Raw genomic sequence first — 17448 nt, 5'->3', positions numbered from 1 at the left:
AGTCCACAGGACTCAATACTTTAGCACACACATTGACGTCTATACCCAAAAAGAGGACTGGATATAGGCAAGAATACGCTGGTTGACCACAACATCTAGGCCTGTTCGGTGCCTGCGGCCTCCAGACCGATCAAACGGAACGGGTCCGCCACGCCGCCGATCGACTTTTGCAGTTCGCGTTGACGCTGCGAATCCTGCGCGGCCTGCACGGTCAGCGCGCGACGGGCCTCATCGTCGAGCGAACGGTCCTGGCGCAGCTTGGCCTGTGCGGCACGCATGCGGCGCTTGATGGTGTAGAGCTCGAGCGTATCGAGCATAAACACGATGTTCGTCTCGGTGGGGTGCTTGCTCGTCGCCGAGATGCGCCCGGCACTCACAAGCGTTGCCGCCTCGGGACACACCGAGCGCGCCGCATCCATGCAGGCTGCAGGATCGGTTCCCGGCGGAGTTGCCAGAACGGCCCATGCGATGGACTCGTGACGTGGGTCAACCCACTCGATAGAGCAGATGCGGTCGGCATACGTGCGGAACAGGTCGGGGTAGCTCGTGAGCATGGTCAGCAGCTCACGCTCCCCTGCCAAGGACTTACGCTCAAGATCAGTAAGAACCATCGGCGCCGCCGCAGCCGGAGCGCCCGAACCATCAGTCACAGGTGCAGCACCCATACCATCAGGCACGTCGATCGGCGGCAGGTCGTCGACGACCTCCACGGGCGCGGCACCGTAGGCATCGAGCGGGACATAGTCGTACGGCTCTTCCTCGACCGGCGCCGCTACTGCCGGCGTCGCGCCCGACGCCCAAGCACCGCGACCGGCATCGCGAGAACCCGACGCCCGACCGCCCGCGCTACCGGACCGCTCAGCCTGCGCCCGCTGGCGCTCATAGTTCTGTTCGCGGCGGCGCTCGGCATCCTCGCGCTTGGCGACATCGCGAAACACACGGCCCGAGCTCGCACGAACTGTCTCCAGATCCAAACCCAACAGGTCGGCAATTTGAATAAAGTACGTGTCGATCATATAGCTGTCGCGCAGCGGATAGATAAGCGTCAGCGCATCCTCCAGCGCCTTGGCGCGACCGCCCGGCGTGGAGATGTCGCTCGACTCCTGAAGCGAACGGTACACGAAGTCCATGAGCGGCTCCGCGGCGTCAATGCGTTTCTGCAGCTCCCCTCCGCCGTGCGCCGTGATGAACTCCATGGGATCGTTACCGTCGGGCAGTACCACGCAGCGCAGGTCCATAGAATCCTGCTCGATAAACTGAATCGCACGGCGAGCGGCCTTTTGACCGGCAGCATCGCCGTCAAACATATACACGATGCGCTTGGCAAAGCGGGTGAGCGTCTTGACGTGATGCTCCGTGAGCGCGGTGCCCAGCGTGGCGACAACGTTTTTAATCCCCGCTTCCCAACAGGCGATGCAGTCGGTATAGCCCTCCACCACGATGGCGGTATCCTGCGCGACGATAAACTCCTTGGCCCAATTAAAGCCGTAGAGGTTTCGCTTTTTATGGAACACGCTCGTTTCGGCGGTATTGAGGTACTTGGGTTGGCCGTCACCCATGATGCGACCACCAAAGGCAATGTTGTGACCCTGCTCGTCAAAGATGGGGAACATCACGCGGTCGTAGAAGCGGTCGGCAAGCTGCCCGCGCCCGCGGCTCACGGCAACGTTGGCATCGATCATCTCCTGCGGGGTAAAACCCGCCTGGGACAGGTGCGACACCAGCGCGTTGCGGCCAGGCGCAAAGCCCAGGCAGTAGCGGCGGCAGACGTCGCCACCCATGCCGCGGCTGGCAAAGTACTCGCGCGGACGGCCGTCCTTACCGCGCATAAGCATGGTGTGGTAGAACTGGGCGGCCTCGGCGCACAGATCGTAGATTCGGGCACGCTTGGTACCGCGCTCGCGGCGATCTCCGGTGTCATGCAGCTCAATACCCGCGCGATCGGCCAAATATCGGATTGACTCGGGAAAGCTCAGGTTCTCGCGCTTCATGATATAGGTGAAGACATCGCCGCCTTCGCCGCAGCCAAAGCAATGCCACACCTGCGTGGCAGGGATTATGTGGAAGGACGGCGTCTTTTCGCCATGAAAGGGGCAGCAGCCCCAAAACTCATGGCCGCGGGGCTTGAGCTCAACCGTTTCCTGCACGATGGCAACTAGGTCGGACGCAGCGCGGACCTGGTCTTTTTCCTCATCGCTAATCACGGACGCTCACCCCCTGCTCGCCCAAGTTGTGACGAATATCTTCGATATTACCCTCGACGGTCGCGATCAACTCATCCAGCGAATCGAACACGCGCGACGGACGCAGCCAGCGCGTAAACGCCAGCGAAACGGAAGCGCCATACAGGTCGCCCGTATAACCAATTAAATTGGCCTCGAGATGCGCAGATGCCGCATCGTCAGCATACGTCGGCGGCAGTCCGACGTTAACGGCAGCGGGCCACACGATGTCGTTGACCAGCACCAGGCCCTCATACACGCCATCGGCAGGCACCTGAATGCCGTCGGGAACATGTAGGTTTGCCGTGGGAAAGCCCATGCCAGAACCCTCGTGACGGCCGCGAATAACACCGCCGCGCACCATATACGGGCGGCCGAGCAACTCAGCAGCAAGCTCCACATGGCCCTGTCCCAGCTCATGACGAATGCGGGTGGCGCAAATGGCCTCACCGCCCTCGCAAAGCAAGTCGTGCCCGTATACGTCAACGCCGCGCTCGACACCCCAGGCGCGCATCTCGGCAACACCAGAAGCACCGCCACGACCCAGCCTAAAGTCGCTGCCAACGCGAATCGATCGAATGTCGACCAGACGCGACACCAGCGAGAGAAAATCAACATGGTCAAGCGCCGCAACCTCAGGCGTAAAGGGAACGGCCACCACCGCATCGACCCCGGTTTGAGCCAGGGCATGTAGACGGTCGGCCGTCGTCATCAATTTTTGAGCGGGCGAAGGACTCACCACAACGTCCGGATCGGGATCGAAAGTGACCACGACAGCCTTGCAGTCATGGGCACGGGCATCACGGACAAGCGCTTCGATGAGTTCCCGGTGTCCACGGTGAACGCCATCGAACACGCCGATGGCAATCGATGCAGCACCCAAGTGCTCGCACTCATCAAACGCATCGGCAGTGACGATGCGGGCCTCGTCCGACTCGCCCTCGAAAAAGATACGCGCGAGCTCACGAGCGGACAACATCATCGAACACCGCCGATTGCCTGCGGAAACACGTGCTCCATGACAAAGCGGCCACTCTCAATGCGGGCAAGCGCCTTGAGTCCCCCATCGAGCACCAACGCAAAAGGCGCCTTCGCGGAATCGAAATCGGCAAGCGCACGCTCAACGGGAATGCGTCGGCCGTAGAGCAGGTCGTCGGCAAGATTGCCCGGCAAGTCAACACGCGTGGCGCCCAAGGCCGCAATGGGATCCAGGGCAAAGCCAGCCGCGGACTCGGGAGAAAGCTCCTCGACCGCATGACAAGCGCCAATGGAAACAACACCGGAGGCCGTGCGGCGCAGCGCGGAAATGTGCGCGGCGCTCTCGCAGGCGCGGCCCAAATCGCGAGCGAGCGCACGGATATAGGTACCCTTGCTCACTGAGAACGCCACGGTCCACACACACGTATCACCTTCGCCTCCCACGGCGATCAGGTCGGCGGCATAGACCTCGACGGGGCGCGGAGGTAGGTCCACCGCATTGCCCTCGCGAGCAGACTTGTAGGCGCGAACGCCATTGACCGAGATAGCCGAAAACGCCGGCGGCACCTGCATCTGCGGACCCAGCATAGCGGCCAAGCGCTCACGGGCATAGGCAGGATCGCGGAGCTCGTTGGCAACAGCCACCGTGCGTACCGCCTCGCCCTCCGCATCATCGGTATTGGTCTCGGCGCCAAACGAGATGTCGGCGACATAGCTTTTGGTATCGAGCGTGAGCATGCCCAGCAGACGGGTGGCCTGGCCCACACCCACCACCATGACACCCGATGCCATGGGGTCGAGCGTGCCGGCATGGCCGACGCGTCGCTCATGGAGGGCGCGCCGGCATTGCGAAACCACATCGTGGGACGTGCAGCCCACCGGCTTATCGACGGCGAGCAGCATATTCAGTTGAGAAGGCGTACGACGAGCCATGTACCATCCAAAAAGTTAAAGCTCGACGGTCACCGAAGCGGGATCCTCCCCTACCAGTTCGGCCAGCATGGGAAGTGCCACGGTGAGCGTCTCGAGAATCGTTCCGTTGTTGGAGAAACCGGCGGCAGCAGGATGTCCGCCTCCGCCAAAGGCAGCAGCGATCTCGGACACGTTGAGGTCACCCTTGGAGCGCAGGTTGCCGCGCACCTTGGTATCGCCCTCAATGCCCTTCAGGAACAGGCAGACCTCGACGCCCATCACCGAGCGCACCACGTCAACCAGACCGTCGCACTCATCCGAGGTGACACCGCACGCCTCAAGGTCACTCTGGTACGCGTAGCTATACGCGACGCGCCCGTGGGCCACCGTCTTAATGCGGCCCATAACGATGGACTTGAGGTGCAAAAACTCAACGCGCATGCTCTGGTAGACCTCGAGTGCCACACGCGCCGGATCGGCACCGTGGGCAACCAGACGCGAGGCTGCATGGAACGCGGCTGCATCGGCGTTTTGGTACTGAAAACGGCCGGTATCGGTAACCAAACCACACAGCAGGCAGGTCGCAACGCCATCACGTGCGACAATGCCGCAATTGTCCAAGAAGCGGTCGATGATCATGGCGCAGGCTGCAGCTTCGACGCGCCTCAGGCTGAGCTCGGCAAACTCCTCGCGCGCCGGATGGTGATCGAAGCACACCACATGCTTGGAGCGACGAAGCACCTCGGCGGAATTATTGAGACGCTCGACGACCGGCACGTCCACCGAGATGAACAGGTCCGGATTGCCGGTATACGCAGATGCCGGTACCAGGCGATCGGAGCCTTCCATAAAGCGGTAGATGCGCGGAACCGGATCATCGTCTGCCAGCAGCAGGGCAATGTCCTTGTTAGGGAAAAACTTCATAAGCGAGAGGCCCAGACCCAACACGGAGCCCAGGGCGTCGCCATCGGGAGAAGTGTGTCCCGAAATCGCAATGGAGGACGCACCCTCGATGAGCTCGAGGATGCGTCGCTGAATATCTGCAGACTCGCACGAGGCGAGGTCGGCGGAATTAGTCATCTAAAGCTGCCTCCTGGGCGGCATCCGCTATCGGATAGCCGTCCTCGTCCTTTTCGATCGCAAGCGTGGCGGGAACGTTTTCCAGCGCACGCGTGATGCGCTCGGCCTCATCGGTCGAGCGATCGATGCGAAAATCGAGCTCGGGCGTAACACGCCAATCGAGCGAGCGAGCCAACAGGCTGCGAATACGGCCCTTAGCGCTTGCGAGCGCCTCCATGACCTCGTCGTAGCGGCTCGCATCGCACGACACGAACACACGCGCGAACGAACGGTCCACCGCGACCTCGACCGCGGTCAAAGTAACCAGGTCAAGACGCGGATCGGAAACCTCAAAGAGCAGGATATAACCGAGCTTCTCGCGAAGCTGCTCGCCCAGACGACGGATTGCCTGCGTTTGCTTCATAGCGCCACCCCCTACTCGGTACGGGCAACCTGGTCGATGCGGTAACCCTCGATCTGGTCGCCGGGCTTGATGTCCTGGAAGTTCTCCAGGCCAATGCCGCCCTCGGAACCGCTCTTGAGGCTCTTGGCCTCGTCCTTGTAGTGGCGCATCGAGGCGATCTTGCCGTTGAAGACCACGATGCCGTCGCGCACCAGACGCACGGAATCGGTCGCGGCGATCTCGCCCTCTTCGACACGGACACCGGCGGCGATACCGACTTTGGGCACCTTGAAGGTGTCCAGGACGGTCGCGGTACCCGTGGAGACCTCGACCTCGGTGGGCTTAAGCATGCCGATACGGGCAGCGTCGAGTTCCTCGAGGCACTTGTAGATGACGTCGTAGCAACGGATCTCGACGCCCTCGCGCTCGGCAGCGGAGCGGGCCTTACCGTCGGGACGGACACCAAAGCCGATGATGATGGCGTTGGAGGCGTCGGCCAGGACGACGTCGGTCTCGTTGATGGCACCAACGGCGGAGTGGATCGTGTTGATACGAACCTCGGACTGATCCATCTTGTCGAGCGAATCCTGAAGGGCCTCGATGGAACCCTGGACGTCGGCCTTGATGATCAGGTTGAGCTCCTTGACCTCGGCGTCTGCAATGGTCTCGAAGAGGTTCTCGAGCGTGACGTGCTTGACGCGGCTCTGCTCCTCGATACGGGCCTTGAGCGAACGCTCGTCGGCAAGGGCGCGAGCCTCGCGCTCGTCCTCGAACACGCGGAACTCGTCACCGGCGTTGGGCACGGACTGCAGGCCCAGGATCTCGACGGCGTCGGAGGGACCGGCCTCGGTGACGGTGCGGCCCTTGGGGTCGAGCATGGCGCGGACGCGGCCGTAGGTGAGGCCGGCGACCAGCGTATCGCCCACGTGCAGGGTACCGCGGGTCACGAGCACGGTAGCGACCGAGCCGCGGCCCTTGTCGAGCTTGGCCTCGAGGACGTTGCCGGAGGCAAAGGTGTCCGGGTTGGCCTTGAGCTCGAGTACATCGGCCTGGAGCAGCACGGTCTCGAGAAGATCGTCGATACCGATCTTCTGCTTCGCCGAGATGTTGACGAACATGTTCTGTCCGCCCCACTCCTCGGGGATGACACCGTACTCGGTGAGCTCCTGGCGCACGCGGTCGGGGTTGGCACCCGGCTTATCGATCTTGTTGACGGCGACGACGATGGGTACGCCGGCAGCCTTGGCGTGGTTGATCGACTCGACCGTCTGGGGCATGACGCCGTCGTCGGCGGCGACGATCAGAATGACGATGTCGGTCACCTTGGCACCACGGGCACGCATAGCCGTAAAGGTGGCGTGACCCGGGGTATCGATGAAGGTGATCTTGCGGTCGTTGATCATAACCTGCGAAGCGCCGATTGCCTGGGTAATGCCGCCCGCCTCGCCGGCAGCGACGCCGGTGTGACGGATGGCGTCGAGGAGGCTCGTCTTGCCGTGGTCGACGTGGCCCATGACGGTGACGACCGGTGCACGCGGCTTAAGGTCGGCGGGATCGTCGTAGAACGAGAAGGTGTTCTCCTCCTCGGGGGTGATGATCTTGATCTGACGGCCCAGGTCGTCGGCAACGAGCTCGACGAGGTCGTCAGACATGGACTGTGTCATGGTGAGCGGCGTGCCCAACAGGAACAGGCGCTTGATGATGTCGTTGGCCGGAACGTCAAGTGCCTCGGCGAGTTCCTGGACGGTAACGCCCTGGGAGACCTTGATGGCGTCGAGCTCCTCGGGGTTCACGCCCTGGGCCAGCGCCTCCTCTATCTTGCGCTCCTCCTGAGCCTTGGCAGCCTCGCGCTCGCGCTTCTCCTTGCGCTTCTTGCGGCGACCGGTGGACTCGCGAGAGGCCTCCTCGACGGCGGCACGGGCCTCCTCGAGCACCTTCTCGCGGCTGTACTCCTCGGCCTCGCGAGCCATACGGCTGTAGTGGTCCTCTTCGTTGTTGTGACCGCCCTTGCGCTTCTTGCCCTTGCCCTGCTTGTCGGGGTTGGGGAAGTCCATGCCGGCAGCGACGTTGTTGCTGGCGTTGGTGCGATGGCTGTGCGGACGGCTCTCGGAGGCGTTGCGCTCGGAGTTGCTGTCGGAGGCGTTACGATCGTTACGACGGCCTCCGCGGCGGTCGTTGTTGCCGCCACGACGGTTACCGCGCTCGGCGGCACGCTCGGCCTTGGCCTTGTCCTCGGCGTCCTTCTTCTCCTTGAGCACGGTCTCCTGTGCGGCGATCTGGTCGAGCAGCGAACGGAAGCGCGAACCGGAGTCGGAAGCGGGAACGGCGCGGCGCTGGGCCTCGCGAGCAGCCTCCTCCTTCTCGCGAGCAAGGCGCTCCTGCTCGGCCTTCTTCTTGGCCTCGGCCTCGGCGCGGGCAGCCTCCTCGGCAGCCTGGGCTGCGGCAAACTGACGGCGCTCCTCCTCGCGTGCCTTCTCGGCGGCGATGCGCTCGCGCTCGGCCTCGGCGGCGCGTGCAGCCTCCTCGGCGGCGGCAGCCTGCTCCTCGGCCTGCTTGGCGGCCTCGACTTCCTGAGCGCGGGCCTCGATCACCGAGGCGAGCTGCTTGCGGACCATGGCGACATAGGCGTCCTCCAAGGTGGAGGATGCGGACTTAGCGGGAATCTTCATATCGGCGAGATGACCCATCAGTTCCTTGGAGGTCATGCCGAACTCTTTGGCCAGGGTGGACACACGGACTTTTGCCATATGACTTCACCTACCCTTTCTGGCACCTTGGGTGCCTAGAGACTGAACGAGCGTGGGAGACGCGCCAGGACCTGCCCGGCGCGACCGCGCGCTAGATCAGGTCCTCCGCATCATCGAAGGCGTCGGTGTCGTGGACACCGCAGAAACGGGAGCCGGGACGAGCCTGGTTGCGGCACTGGATGCCGTCCTCGGACACATACTCGCAGCGACGGACGTCCTCGTCCTCCTCGTCACCGATCAGGTCGGCGGCGGGCTCCTCGTGAACGGGAACGTTCTTGAGGATGTCGGCGGCAAGCGTCTCGGACTTGATGTCGATGTGCCAGCCGGTCAGGCGCGCAGCGAGGCGGGCGTTCTGGCCCTCCTTGCCGATGGCGAGGGACAGCTGGTCATCGGGCACGATGACGCCGGCGTAGGCCTTCTCCTCGTCGATGAGGACGCGGGTGACCTTGGCAGGCGACAGGGCGTTGGCAACGTAGACGGCAGGATCGGCATCCCACAGGATGACGTCGACGCGCTCGCCACGGAGCTCGCCCACGACAGCGCGAACACGGCTGCCCTTGGGGCCGACGCAGGCGCCCACGGGATCCAGACGGTCGTCGAGCGAGTGGACGGCGACCTTGGAACGCTGGCCGGGCTCGCGGGCGATCGACTTGATCTGGACGGTGCCCTCATAGATCTCGGGCACCTCCTGCTCAAACAGACGACGCATGAGCTCGGGGTGGGTACGGGAGATGACAATCGGCGGACGGCTGTGCTCGCCACGAACCGGCTGCAGGTTGGAGTTGGGGTCGCGAACGTCGATGATCACGGCCTTGATGTGCTGGTTGTGCAGGTAACGCTCGCCCATCGGGCGCTCGTTGCGCTCGTTCTCGTAACGGCGCTGATCGAAGTGCGGCAGCTCGGCCTCGACGCCCTCGCGAATCTTGACGATCGTGAAGTCGGGCGTGGACTGCAGCACGGTACCGCTGATGAGGTCACCGATGCGGCCGGAGAACTCCTCGTAGATCTGCTCGCGGGCGGAGTTGCGCACGATGGCGTTGATCTCGGCCTTGGCGTGCTGGGCAGCGATGCGGCTCGTGTTCTTAGGGGTGACGTCGATCTCCTCGAACTCGGTGAAGTTGCCCTCCTCGTCCATGGAATCGTCGATCGGCTCCAGGCGGTAGACGTAGATCTTGCCGGTGGTGCGGTCGATGGTCACCTTGGCGCCCCACTCAAGATGCAGGATCTCGGCATAGCTCTTGGCGAGCGACTGCTCCAGGCGGTCGATCAGGTAGAGCTGGTCGATGTGCTTCTCCTGGCAAAGCTCCATCAGGGCGGACATCATGTCGGATGCTGCCATCTTACTTTCCTTCCTTCGCGGGCTTGAAGTCGTAGGTGGGCTTCAACTTGCACTTTTTAACATTAGAGAAATCGAGGGTAACGGACTCGCCGTCCTCGAGCTCGAGGGTCACCTCGGTCTCGGTCGCAGCGGCAATCTTGCCGGCGTACTTGCGACGGCCCTCGGTGGCTGTAGAGGTGAGCTCGCAGTTCTCGCCCACAAAGCGGGCAAAGTCACTCGGGCGGCGCAGCGGGCGCGCCATGCCCGGGCTCGACACCTCAAGCGTATAGCTCGAAGAGATAGGGTCGAGCTCCTCAATCACATCGCCGACCCACTTGGTGTTGGCCGTGACGTCGTTGAGAGACAGGCTCTGACCCTCGGCACCCTCGATACGCACGCGCACGCAGGGGGCCTTGGTGGCGCCCACGAGCTCGACGTCGACGATGTCGACATCGTGCTGGGGAGCGACGGCCTCGAGCGCGTCGATGATCGCCTGCTCGGTCTTGGTCTTGACCATTGCGGCACCTCCATCCATACAAAAAAGAAGCGGGGCCGAAACCCCACTTCTTTAAATTACAACTTCATTTGCAAGCAAACTATACCAATAGCTGCGGAAACGCGCAAGCACAGTACGAATCTGCAGGTCAGCGTGCGCACAGGTTCTCCACAAGAATAGGACAATTGACCGAGGAACCCCATGCGGCGCGCCCTCAACAGTCCCAAAACGGGCCATGCGTCCCATTCCACAGGCCCGTTCGGACCCCAAGGGCATTCCTCCCCGAGCCCCTATCGATCAGACTTACGCTAAGGGGCATTCTGCAACAAGCCAGCCAGCAAGTCGCGCAACGACGAACCATTCCAAATCCTCTACGGCAAGGAGGCACACATGAAACGTCTAGGCACCCCCTGCATAACTGCGCTCGCCATCGCAACGTGCTCGTTGGCCCTCTTAGGCTGCGGCAACACGAATGGCAAAACCGGAACATGCGAACCGAACCCTGGCAGCACCAAAGCCATCGAGAAAAAGACGCCATCGGAAAGCTTCGACAAAATAAACGAAGACATCGTCGATCCCCAGGGCCTGAGTCCCGACCCCCAAGAACAGTTCCCCATCGACCTTGAGGCAGACGAGAGCGTCCATGTTATCTGCGTGGGCAAGGACACGGATGGCTACGGCGACGCCGCGTTGGTCTTTGCGGTGACAAACAACACCGATGTCGACATGATGTTTGGCGATGTGGACTCCTACGCTTACGTCGACGGCGTGGTCCGCGATGTGCGCATGCGCCAGCCGGTCGCAGCGGGCGAGGAAACGCGCGCCATGCTCACCTTTGTGGGCACCTTCGACGACCCGGACTTTGATGTGAACAACGACCTCAACGACATCTACCTCAACATCTGGATGTTCGAAGAGGCAACAGGCAACGTTTACTTTAGGGACCTGGTACACATCCCGTAGAAGACGGTGCGACGCACTGACTAAGCAGGGCAGACAACACAAAACGAGGGACGACCCAACCGGACCGCCCCTCGTTTATTGCATGTCAGCTTTACGCGCAGAGCTTATTTGACCACCAGGTTGACCAGCTTGCCGGGCACGCAGATGGCCTTGACGACCGTCTTGCCCTCGAGCCACTTGGCGACGGCTTCCTCAGCGGCAGCCTGCATCTCCTCGTTGGAGGCGTCGCGGGCGACGTCGATGCGGCCGCGGACCTTGCCGAGCACCTGTACGACGATCTGCACCGTGTCCTCGATGGACTCGGCCAAGTCGAACTCGGGCCAGGCGGCGGTGTAGGCATTGCCCTCGCAGCCGAGCGCCTCATGCCACAGCTCGTCGGCCCAGAACGGGCAGATGGGGGCAAGGACGCTCACGATATCCTTAGCCACGCCGTAGCACAGCGCCTTGTCGCGAGCGGTACCCTCGGTGGCGTTGAGGTAGGCGCTCGCCGCGTTGACGAGCTCCATGACGGCCGAGATGGCGGTGTTGAACTGGCCGCGATCGAAGTCCTCGGTGCACTTGGCGATGGTGCGATGACGCTCGCGGTAGAGCTTCATCGCGGTCTCGTCAAGCGCGGACTTGTCAAAGACCACGTTGGCGTCGCCGGACTGGACGAGCTGCCACACGATACGCCAGGCGCGCTTAATGAAGCGGTTAGCGCCCTCGACGGCCTTGGGATCCCAGTCGAAATCCTTCTCGGGCGGGGCGATAAACAGGATCGCCAGACGCATGGTGTCGGCACCGTAGGGCTCGATGACCGAGCTCGGGGGCACGACGTTGCCCTTGGACTTGGACATGGTGTCGCCATTCTCGTCCTTGACCATGCCCTGGCACAGCAAGTTGGTGAAGGGCTCATCAACGCTCAGCAAACCCAGGTCGCGCAGTGCCTTTGTAAAGAAGCGGCTGTAGAGCAGGTGCAAAATGGCGTGCTCGATGCCGCCGATGTAGTTATCGACGGGCATCCAACGGTCTGCCGCCTCGCGGGAGAAGGGCAGCTTGGTGTTGTGCGGGTCGGTATAGCGCAGGTAATACCAGCTGGAGCAGGTGAAGGTGTCCATGGTATCGGTCTCACGCTTGGCCGGGCGACCGCAGACCGGGCAGGTGGTCTCGTAGAACTCCTTGCACTCGGCGAGGGTCTCGCCGGCACCCAGGTCCAGGTTCTCGGGCAGCGTCACCGGCAGCTGGTCCTCGGGCACGGGCACGATGCCGCAGTGCTCGCAGTGAATGGCCGGGATGGGGTTGCCCCAGTAGCGCTGACGGCTGATGAGCCAGTCGCGCAGACGGAACTCAACCTTGCGACGGCCGCAGCCCATGGCCTCGAGGTCGGCCACGATCGCAGCCTCGCCCTCGGAGTGCTTGCCGCCGCGCATGCCGGTATACTTGCCGGACTGGACGAGCGTGCCCTCGGCAGCGTGGGCGCAATCCCAGTCGACGGTCTCGGCATGGAAGGTATCGATGGTCTCGCCGCTGGCCTCGACGGCAGCGCGATCGTCATCGTCCAGGATGATCGGCACAATAGGCAGGTCATACTTGCGGGCGAACTCAAAGTCGCGCTGGTCGCCGCAGGGAACGGCCATGACGGCGCCGGTGCCGTAGTCGGCAACGACATAATCGGCAACCCACACGGGGACCTTCTCGCCGTTGACGGGGTTCACCACATAGCGGCCGGTAAAGGCACCGTGCTTCTCGAGGGTGCCCTGGGCACGCTCGACGGCAGAGATGTGCTTGGAGTCCTCGACGATCTTGGTGACGGCCTCCTCGTACTCCGTGCCCTCGACGAGCTCGTGCAGGCGCGCGTACTCGGGAGCCAGGACAAAGAAGGAGACACCAAAAAGGGTATCGGCACGCGTGGTGAAGACGGTGATCTTGCCCTCATCGCCCTCGATGGGCTCGCCATCGGCATCGCACAGGGTAAAGTCGACCTCGGCGCCCTCAGAGCGACCGATCCAGTTGGCCTGCATCTGCTTGACGCGCTCGGGCCAGCCGGGGAGCTTCTCCAGGTCGTCGAGCAGCTCCTGGGAGTACTCGGTGATCTTGTAGTACCACTGCTCAAGGTCGCGCTTCTCGGGCTCGGTGCCGCAACGCCAGCACTTGCCCTCGGTCACCTGCTCGTTAGCCAAAACGGTCTTGCAGGTGGGGCACCAGTTAACCGGATTCTTCTTACGATAGACCAGGCCCTTTTCCCACATCTTCTCAAAGATCCACTGACCCCAGCGATAGTAGTCGGGGCTGCAGGTCTTAACGGTGCGATCCAGGTCGTAGGAGAAGCCCATGCGCCTCATCGTGGCGAGCGCCTGGTCCATGTTCTTATACGTCCAGGCGGCAGCCTGCGTGTTGTGCTTGATGGCGGCGTTCTCGGCGGGCAGGCCAAAGGCGTCAAAGCCGATGGGGTGCAGCACGTCAAAGCCGCGCATGCGGGCCTGACGGGCCATGGCATCGCCGATGGTATAGTTGCGCGCGTGGCCCATGTGTAGGTCGCCCGACGGATACGGGAACATCTCGAGCACATACTTCTTGGGCTTGGTGGCGTCGGTGTCGACGGCAAAGAGGTTCTCGTCGTCCCACGTCTTCATCCACCGGGACTCAATGGCCTGCGCGTCGTAGGCAGGGATCTCATCCTTATGATCTGTGCAATCGCACATATCAGCTCCTTTAATCTTGCTGGGGTCGGTCGGCTTAGCTTTATTCGCTACTGCGAACAGTCCTGCGCAAGACGAAGAGCACATTTAGTGCTCTTCTTTGCGTGCGGAACTTGTAGCGAACAAAGCTAAGCCGCCCGACCCTAAGGTTGACTCGACTGATGATAGCAAATACGACAAGCGAGATGCCTGCGACTTGCAGGCATCTCGCTTTATCTAAATAACGTGGTTGGGAATCAACCTTTGTCTGAAACTCGTTCTAGCACGAACGGGTTTTCCAGGTGCCGCAGATTGCCGTGAAAGAGGAGCGCCGCGTACTTAGGTACGCAAGCGACGGTTTGAACGGCAAGGTGCGGTGCCTGGGAAAGCCGCTTAGCGGTAGCTGACGCTTTGCTGGGAGTCCTTGACGACTACGTCGTGGGCTCCGCCTTCGACGATCGAGGTCGAGGAGACCAGGATCAGGCGTGCCTTTTCCTGGAGCTCGGGGATCGAGAGGGCGCCGCAGTTGCACATCGTGGACTTGACCTTGTAGAGCGTGCCGCCCACGCCGTCCTTGAGGGAGCCGGCGTAGGGAACGTAGGAGTCGACGCCCTCGACGAAGCTGAGCTTCGCGGCGCCGCCCAGGTCGTAGCGCTGCCAGTTGCGGGCACGCGCAGAACCCTCGCCCCAGTACTCCTTCATGTACTGGCCGTTGACGTTGACGCGCTCGGTCGGGCTCTCGTCAAAGCGGGCGAAGTAGCGGCCCAGCATCATAAAGTCGGCGCCCATGGCAAGGGCGAGCGTCATGTGGTAGTCGTATACGATACCGCCGTCGGAGCACACGGGCACGTAAACACCGGTCTCCTCGTAGTACTCGTCACGGGCGCGGCAGACGTCGATCAGCGCGGTGGCCTGGCCACGACCGATACCCTTGGTCTCGCGAGTGATGCAGATGGAACCGCCGCCGATACCGACCTTGATGAAGTCGGCACCGCAGTCGGCCAAGAAGCGGAAGCCCTCGGCGTCGACGACGTTACCGGCACCGACCTTGACGTCCTCGCCGTAGTTGGCGCGGATCCACTCGATGGTGCGCTTCTGCCACTCGCTGAAGCCCTCGGAAGAATCGATGCACAGGACATCGGCACCGGCCTCGATGAGCAGCGGCACGCGCTCGGCATAGTCGCGAGTATTGATACCGGCGCCGACCATATAGCGCTTGTCGTTATCGAGCAGCTCGTTGGGGTTGGTCTTGTGGCTGTCGTAGTCCTTGCGGAAGACGATGCCCATAAGGTGATCGTTGTCGTCGACGATAGGCAGGGCGTTGAGCTTGTTGTCCCAGATGACGTCGTTGGCAACCTTGAGGCTGATGTTCTTGTCGCCCACGATGAGCTGCTCGCGCGGGGTCATGAACTCGGAGACCTTCTTCTGGTGGTCATCGCGGCTGGGACGATAGTCACGGCTGGTGACAATGCCCAGGAGCTTGCCCTTGGGAGTGCCGTCGTCGGTGACCGGCATGGTGGAGTGGCCGGTCTTCTCCTTGAGCTCGATGACCTGCTCCATGGTCATGTCGGGTGTCAGCGTGGAATCGGACTGAACGAAACCAGCCTTGTGATCCTTAACGGCCTTGACCATAGCAGCCTCGGACTCGGGGGTCTGAGAACCGTAAATGAAGGACAGGCCACCCTCGGTAGCGAGCGCGACACCCATGTCGACGCCCGAGACGGACTGCATGATGGCGGAAACCATGGGGATGTTCAGGGTGATTGCCGGCTTCTCACCGCGCTTGAAGCGGGTTAGCGGCGTCTTAAGAGAGACGTTGTTGGGGATGCACTGCGAGGACGAGTAACCAGGGACCAGCAGATACTCCGAAAACGTGTGGGACTCACCGGGAAAGAACGTAGCCATGTTTCTCCTTTTTCCATGCGACCGGTCGGCTGCAGGCCTCGTAGGACCCAGCCCAACCTTGGGCGCCCAATACTGGGGAAGTATCTTAACGCACTTTGACTGCTACAATGCATGGTTTAGAAAGAGCACACGAGGGTTTGACGCAGGCTTTGCGTTTGCCCAGCAAACACTTTAGCGGGGAGACGTGGAGCACATGGAGTACAAGACGACGGCAAAGTTGGTCATTCAAGCGTGCGACAAGGATTTGCCGGGCGTGTTCGGCCATGGCTGCGTCTTGCTGCTGCAGGGTATTGCCCGGGAGCACTCACTCAACCGCGCCGCCAAAAGCATGGGCATGGCGTATTCTAAGGCCTGGCGCATCGTGAACGAGGCCGAAGGGCAGCTGGGATGCAAACTCATCGAGCGCGACGGCGCCCGCGGATCCACGCTCACGCCGGCCGGCGAGCGAGCCATAGCAGTCTACAAGGAGCTGCAGGCCGATATCAACAACGTCATCGCTGCCAAGGCCGACGCCCTCATCGCCAACATCAACGCGGAGTAGTCCTTTTGGGCGGTTTTTAGCCCACAGCGCCCTCGGGTTGAGGCTCGCGCCACAAAACGGGCCCATCTACTACGTTTAGTTGGACACCCTCGACCACACCAGATTTCATGAAAACAAAACCGCTGGTAAACAGCTTGCTAATTTTCAAAATAGGCGGGTATGGTCGACCCCTATTGCTTAAACGTAGTAAATAGGCCGTTTTCGTGACACAGACCCCGATTAGCTACTTGCGAAGGGCGTTATCGAGAGTGGCAGCCACCTGCAGAGGGTCGTCGGTGCCGGCGAAGAGGCGGATGGCGCTCCCCCGCTTACCGCGCGGGGCCGAAAGGCGCGTTGTTGAGCCGCCGGCGGGTGATGTGCGAAACTCCCCCGGCAATGTGTCGAACAGCTCACCCGCACTTCGCTCGATAAGGTCAAACTCTACTGCCGGGCCAAAACCGTGCTCCAGGATGCCGGTCGCGATGGCATGGTCGGGATGCGAGGTCAGCCCGGGATAGCGCACGTTGCGTACCATCTCGTTGGCGGCCAGATACTCGGCCAGCGCACGGGCGCGGTCGAAGTGGGCCTGCATGCGAGCGTCGAGCGAAGACAGCCCTCGCTCCAGCATGCAAGCCTCATTAACAGAAAGGTCGAGTGCAGACGCACCGCAATCCGCAAGAAGCGCATACGCACACTCGGCGGCGGCATCCACGCGATGCCGCTTAAGCCGCGAGCGCGCCACCGAAGCGGCGACGAGCTTGCGCGGCGCCACGCCGGCACACACGCGATCGAGCGCCTCGAGCGACAGAACGGCGCCCAAGCGTAACGGATCACAGCCAAAGACGCCCGCCACGGTGTTATCCACCACGAGCAGCGCATGCGGCTCACGAGCGGCGCGGCCCAGAGCGCGAAGGTCGGGCACACGCAGACCAAACCCGCCGATGGAGTTGACGAACCACCACAGGTGCGGCCCCTCGGCATCAAACGAAGCATCAAAGCCTTCGGACGCAGCAGCAAACGCCGCAGCCGCGGGCTCCCCCACCAGCGCAACATCGCAGCCATCAAAGCCGCAGGCAAATGCATCGGCAAAGTCGTCCGCAAAGGCCACCAAGCGATCGCCGGGCTGCACAATCCCCAGCATCGACAGCGCCGCCGGCACATGCGAGGCCGCAACAAGACACGTTTCACGTGCGCCGGCCCTCACGGCCCAGGTCTCTTCAAGCTGCTGCACGTCCAAGCGACACCGCCCCTTAAATAAAACTGAACCA

Annotated in this window: 13 protein-coding genes; 2 read left to right on the top strand and 11 right to left on the bottom strand. The window is 62.2% G+C overall.

Features of this window, described 5'->3' with window-relative positions; all coding sequences use genetic code 11:
- Positions 1-95: 95 nt before the first annotated feature.
- The 8 genes from dnaG to rimP all read right to left on the bottom strand — a co-directional run bounded on the left by dnaG (position 96) and on the right by rimP (position 10156).
- A complete protein-coding gene (dnaG, locus tag DW003_RS04530; protein WP_117583417.1) occupies positions 96-2204 on the bottom strand; it encodes a DNA primase in 2109 nt (702 codons plus the stop codon).
- Positions 2197-3204 (bottom strand): riboflavin biosynthesis protein RibF, encoded by a 1008-nt coding sequence (gene ribF / locus DW003_RS04525; RefSeq protein ID WP_233545505.1) that lies wholly within the window; start codon positions 3202-3204, stop codon positions 2197-2199. The genes dnaG and ribF overlap by 8 nt, the downstream gene beginning before the upstream one ends.
- Complete coding sequence (gene truB / locus DW003_RS04520) at positions 3201-4133, bottom strand: tRNA pseudouridine(55) synthase TruB (protein ID WP_117583416.1); 933 nt, start codon at positions 4131-4133, stop codon at positions 3201-3203. Before truB ends, ribF begins: the two co-directional genes overlap by 4 nt.
- A 15-nt stretch (positions 4134-4148) precedes the next feature.
- Positions 4149-5192: a bifunctional oligoribonuclease/PAP phosphatase NrnA gene (locus tag DW003_RS04515; RefSeq protein ID WP_099431635.1), complete on the bottom strand. Its 1044-nt coding sequence runs from the start codon at positions 5190-5192 to the stop codon at positions 4149-4151.
- Positions 5185-5595, bottom strand: a complete 411-nt coding sequence (gene rbfA / locus DW003_RS04510) for a 30S ribosome-binding factor RbfA (protein ID WP_118387796.1) — start codon at positions 5593-5595, stop codon at positions 5185-5187. The genes DW003_RS04515 and rbfA overlap by 8 nt, the downstream gene beginning before the upstream one ends.
- An 11-nt stretch (positions 5596-5606) precedes the next feature.
- Positions 5607-8321 carry a translation initiation factor IF-2 gene (gene infB / locus DW003_RS04505; RefSeq protein ID WP_118387794.1) on the bottom strand — a complete coding sequence of 905 codons (2715 nt, stop codon included), beginning with the start codon at positions 8319-8321 and terminating at the stop codon, positions 5607-5609.
- Between the two features lie 91 nt (positions 8322-8412).
- Entirely contained in the window at positions 8413-9660 is a 1248-nt protein-coding gene (gene nusA / locus DW003_RS04500) for a transcription termination factor NusA (protein WP_006234042.1), read from the bottom strand.
- A gap of 1 nt (position 9661) precedes the next feature.
- On the bottom strand, positions 9662-10156 hold the full coding sequence (gene rimP, locus DW003_RS04495) for a ribosome maturation factor RimP (protein WP_118387792.1): 495 nt from the start codon (positions 10154-10156) through the stop codon (positions 9662-9664).
- 369 nt (positions 10157-10525) lie between these two features.
- Here rimP and DW003_RS04490 point away from each other — a divergent pair, with 369 nt between their 5' ends.
- Positions 10526-11098 carry a hypothetical protein gene (locus DW003_RS04490; RefSeq protein WP_118387790.1) on the top strand — a complete coding sequence of 191 codons (573 nt, stop codon included), beginning with the start codon at positions 10526-10528 and terminating at the stop codon, positions 11096-11098.
- A gap of 104 nt (positions 11099-11202) precedes the next feature.
- Here the strand turns inward: DW003_RS04490 and leuS are convergent, their stop codons facing one another.
- Complete coding sequence (leuS, locus tag DW003_RS04485) at positions 11203-13779, bottom strand: leucine--tRNA ligase (RefSeq protein ID WP_118387788.1); 2577 nt, start codon at positions 13777-13779, stop codon at positions 11203-11205.
- A gap of 369 nt (positions 13780-14148) precedes the next feature.
- Entirely contained in the window at positions 14149-15660 is a 1512-nt protein-coding gene (locus tag DW003_RS04480; protein ID WP_118387786.1) for an IMP dehydrogenase, read from the bottom strand.
- Positions 15661-15853: 193 nt separating this feature from the next.
- Between DW003_RS04480 and DW003_RS04475 the strand changes: the two genes are divergently transcribed.
- Positions 15854-16201: a winged helix-turn-helix domain-containing protein gene (locus tag DW003_RS04475; protein WP_118387784.1), complete on the top strand. Its 348-nt coding sequence runs from the start codon at positions 15854-15856 to the stop codon at positions 16199-16201.
- A gap of 223 nt (positions 16202-16424) precedes the next feature.
- Here the strand turns inward: DW003_RS04475 and DW003_RS04470 are convergent, their stop codons facing one another.
- Complete coding sequence (locus DW003_RS04470; RefSeq protein ID WP_233545512.1) at positions 16425-17411, bottom strand: PLP-dependent transferase; 987 nt, start codon at positions 17409-17411, stop codon at positions 16425-16427.
- Positions 17412-17448: the final 37 nt, after the last annotated feature.

The organism is Collinsella sp. AF36-3AT (assembly GCF_003475205.1).
Classification (GTDB): Bacteria; Actinomycetota; Coriobacteriia; order Coriobacteriales; family Coriobacteriaceae; genus Collinsella; species Collinsella aerofaciens_AF.
Note: the sequence above shows the minus strand (reverse complement) of the source record. Positions and strands in the feature narration are given on the sequence as shown.

Excerpts from the sequence above, each read along its gene's own strand:
- ribF (WP_233545505.1), bottom strand. The coding sequence starts at position 3,204 with ATGATGTTGTCCGCTCGTGAGCTCGCGCGTATCTTTTTCGAGGGCGAG.
- truB (WP_117583416.1), bottom strand. The coding sequence starts at position 4,133 with ATGGCTCGTCGTACGCCTTCTCAACTGAATATGCTGCTCGCCGTCGAT.
- DW003_RS04515 (WP_099431635.1), bottom strand. The coding sequence starts at position 5,192 with ATGACTAATTCCGCCGACCTCGCCTCGTGCGAGTCTGCAGATATTCAG.
- rbfA (WP_118387796.1), bottom strand. The coding sequence starts at position 5,595 with ATGAAGCAAACGCAGGCAATCCGTCGTCTGGGCGAGCAGCTTCGCGAG.
- infB (WP_118387794.1), bottom strand. The coding sequence starts at position 8,321 with ATGGCAAAAGTCCGTGTGTCCACCCTGGCCAAAGAGTTCGGCATGACC.
- nusA (WP_006234042.1), bottom strand. The coding sequence starts at position 9,660 with ATGGCAGCATCCGACATGATGTCCGCCCTGATGGAGCTTTGCCAGGAG.
- rimP (WP_118387792.1), bottom strand. The coding sequence starts at position 10,156 with ATGGTCAAGACCAAGACCGAGCAGGCGATCATCGACGCGCTCGAGGCC.
- DW003_RS04490 (WP_118387790.1), top strand. The coding sequence starts at position 10,526 with ATGAAACGTCTAGGCACCCCCTGCATAACTGCGCTCGCCATCGCAACG.
- leuS (WP_118387788.1), bottom strand. The coding sequence starts at position 13,779 with ATGTGCGATTGCACAGATCATAAGGATGAGATCCCTGCCTACGACGCG.
- DW003_RS04480 (WP_118387786.1), bottom strand. The coding sequence starts at position 15,660 with ATGGCTACGTTCTTTCCCGGTGAGTCCCACACGTTTTCGGAGTATCTG.
- DW003_RS04475 (WP_118387784.1), top strand. The coding sequence starts at position 15,854 with ATGGAGTACAAGACGACGGCAAAGTTGGTCATTCAAGCGTGCGACAAG.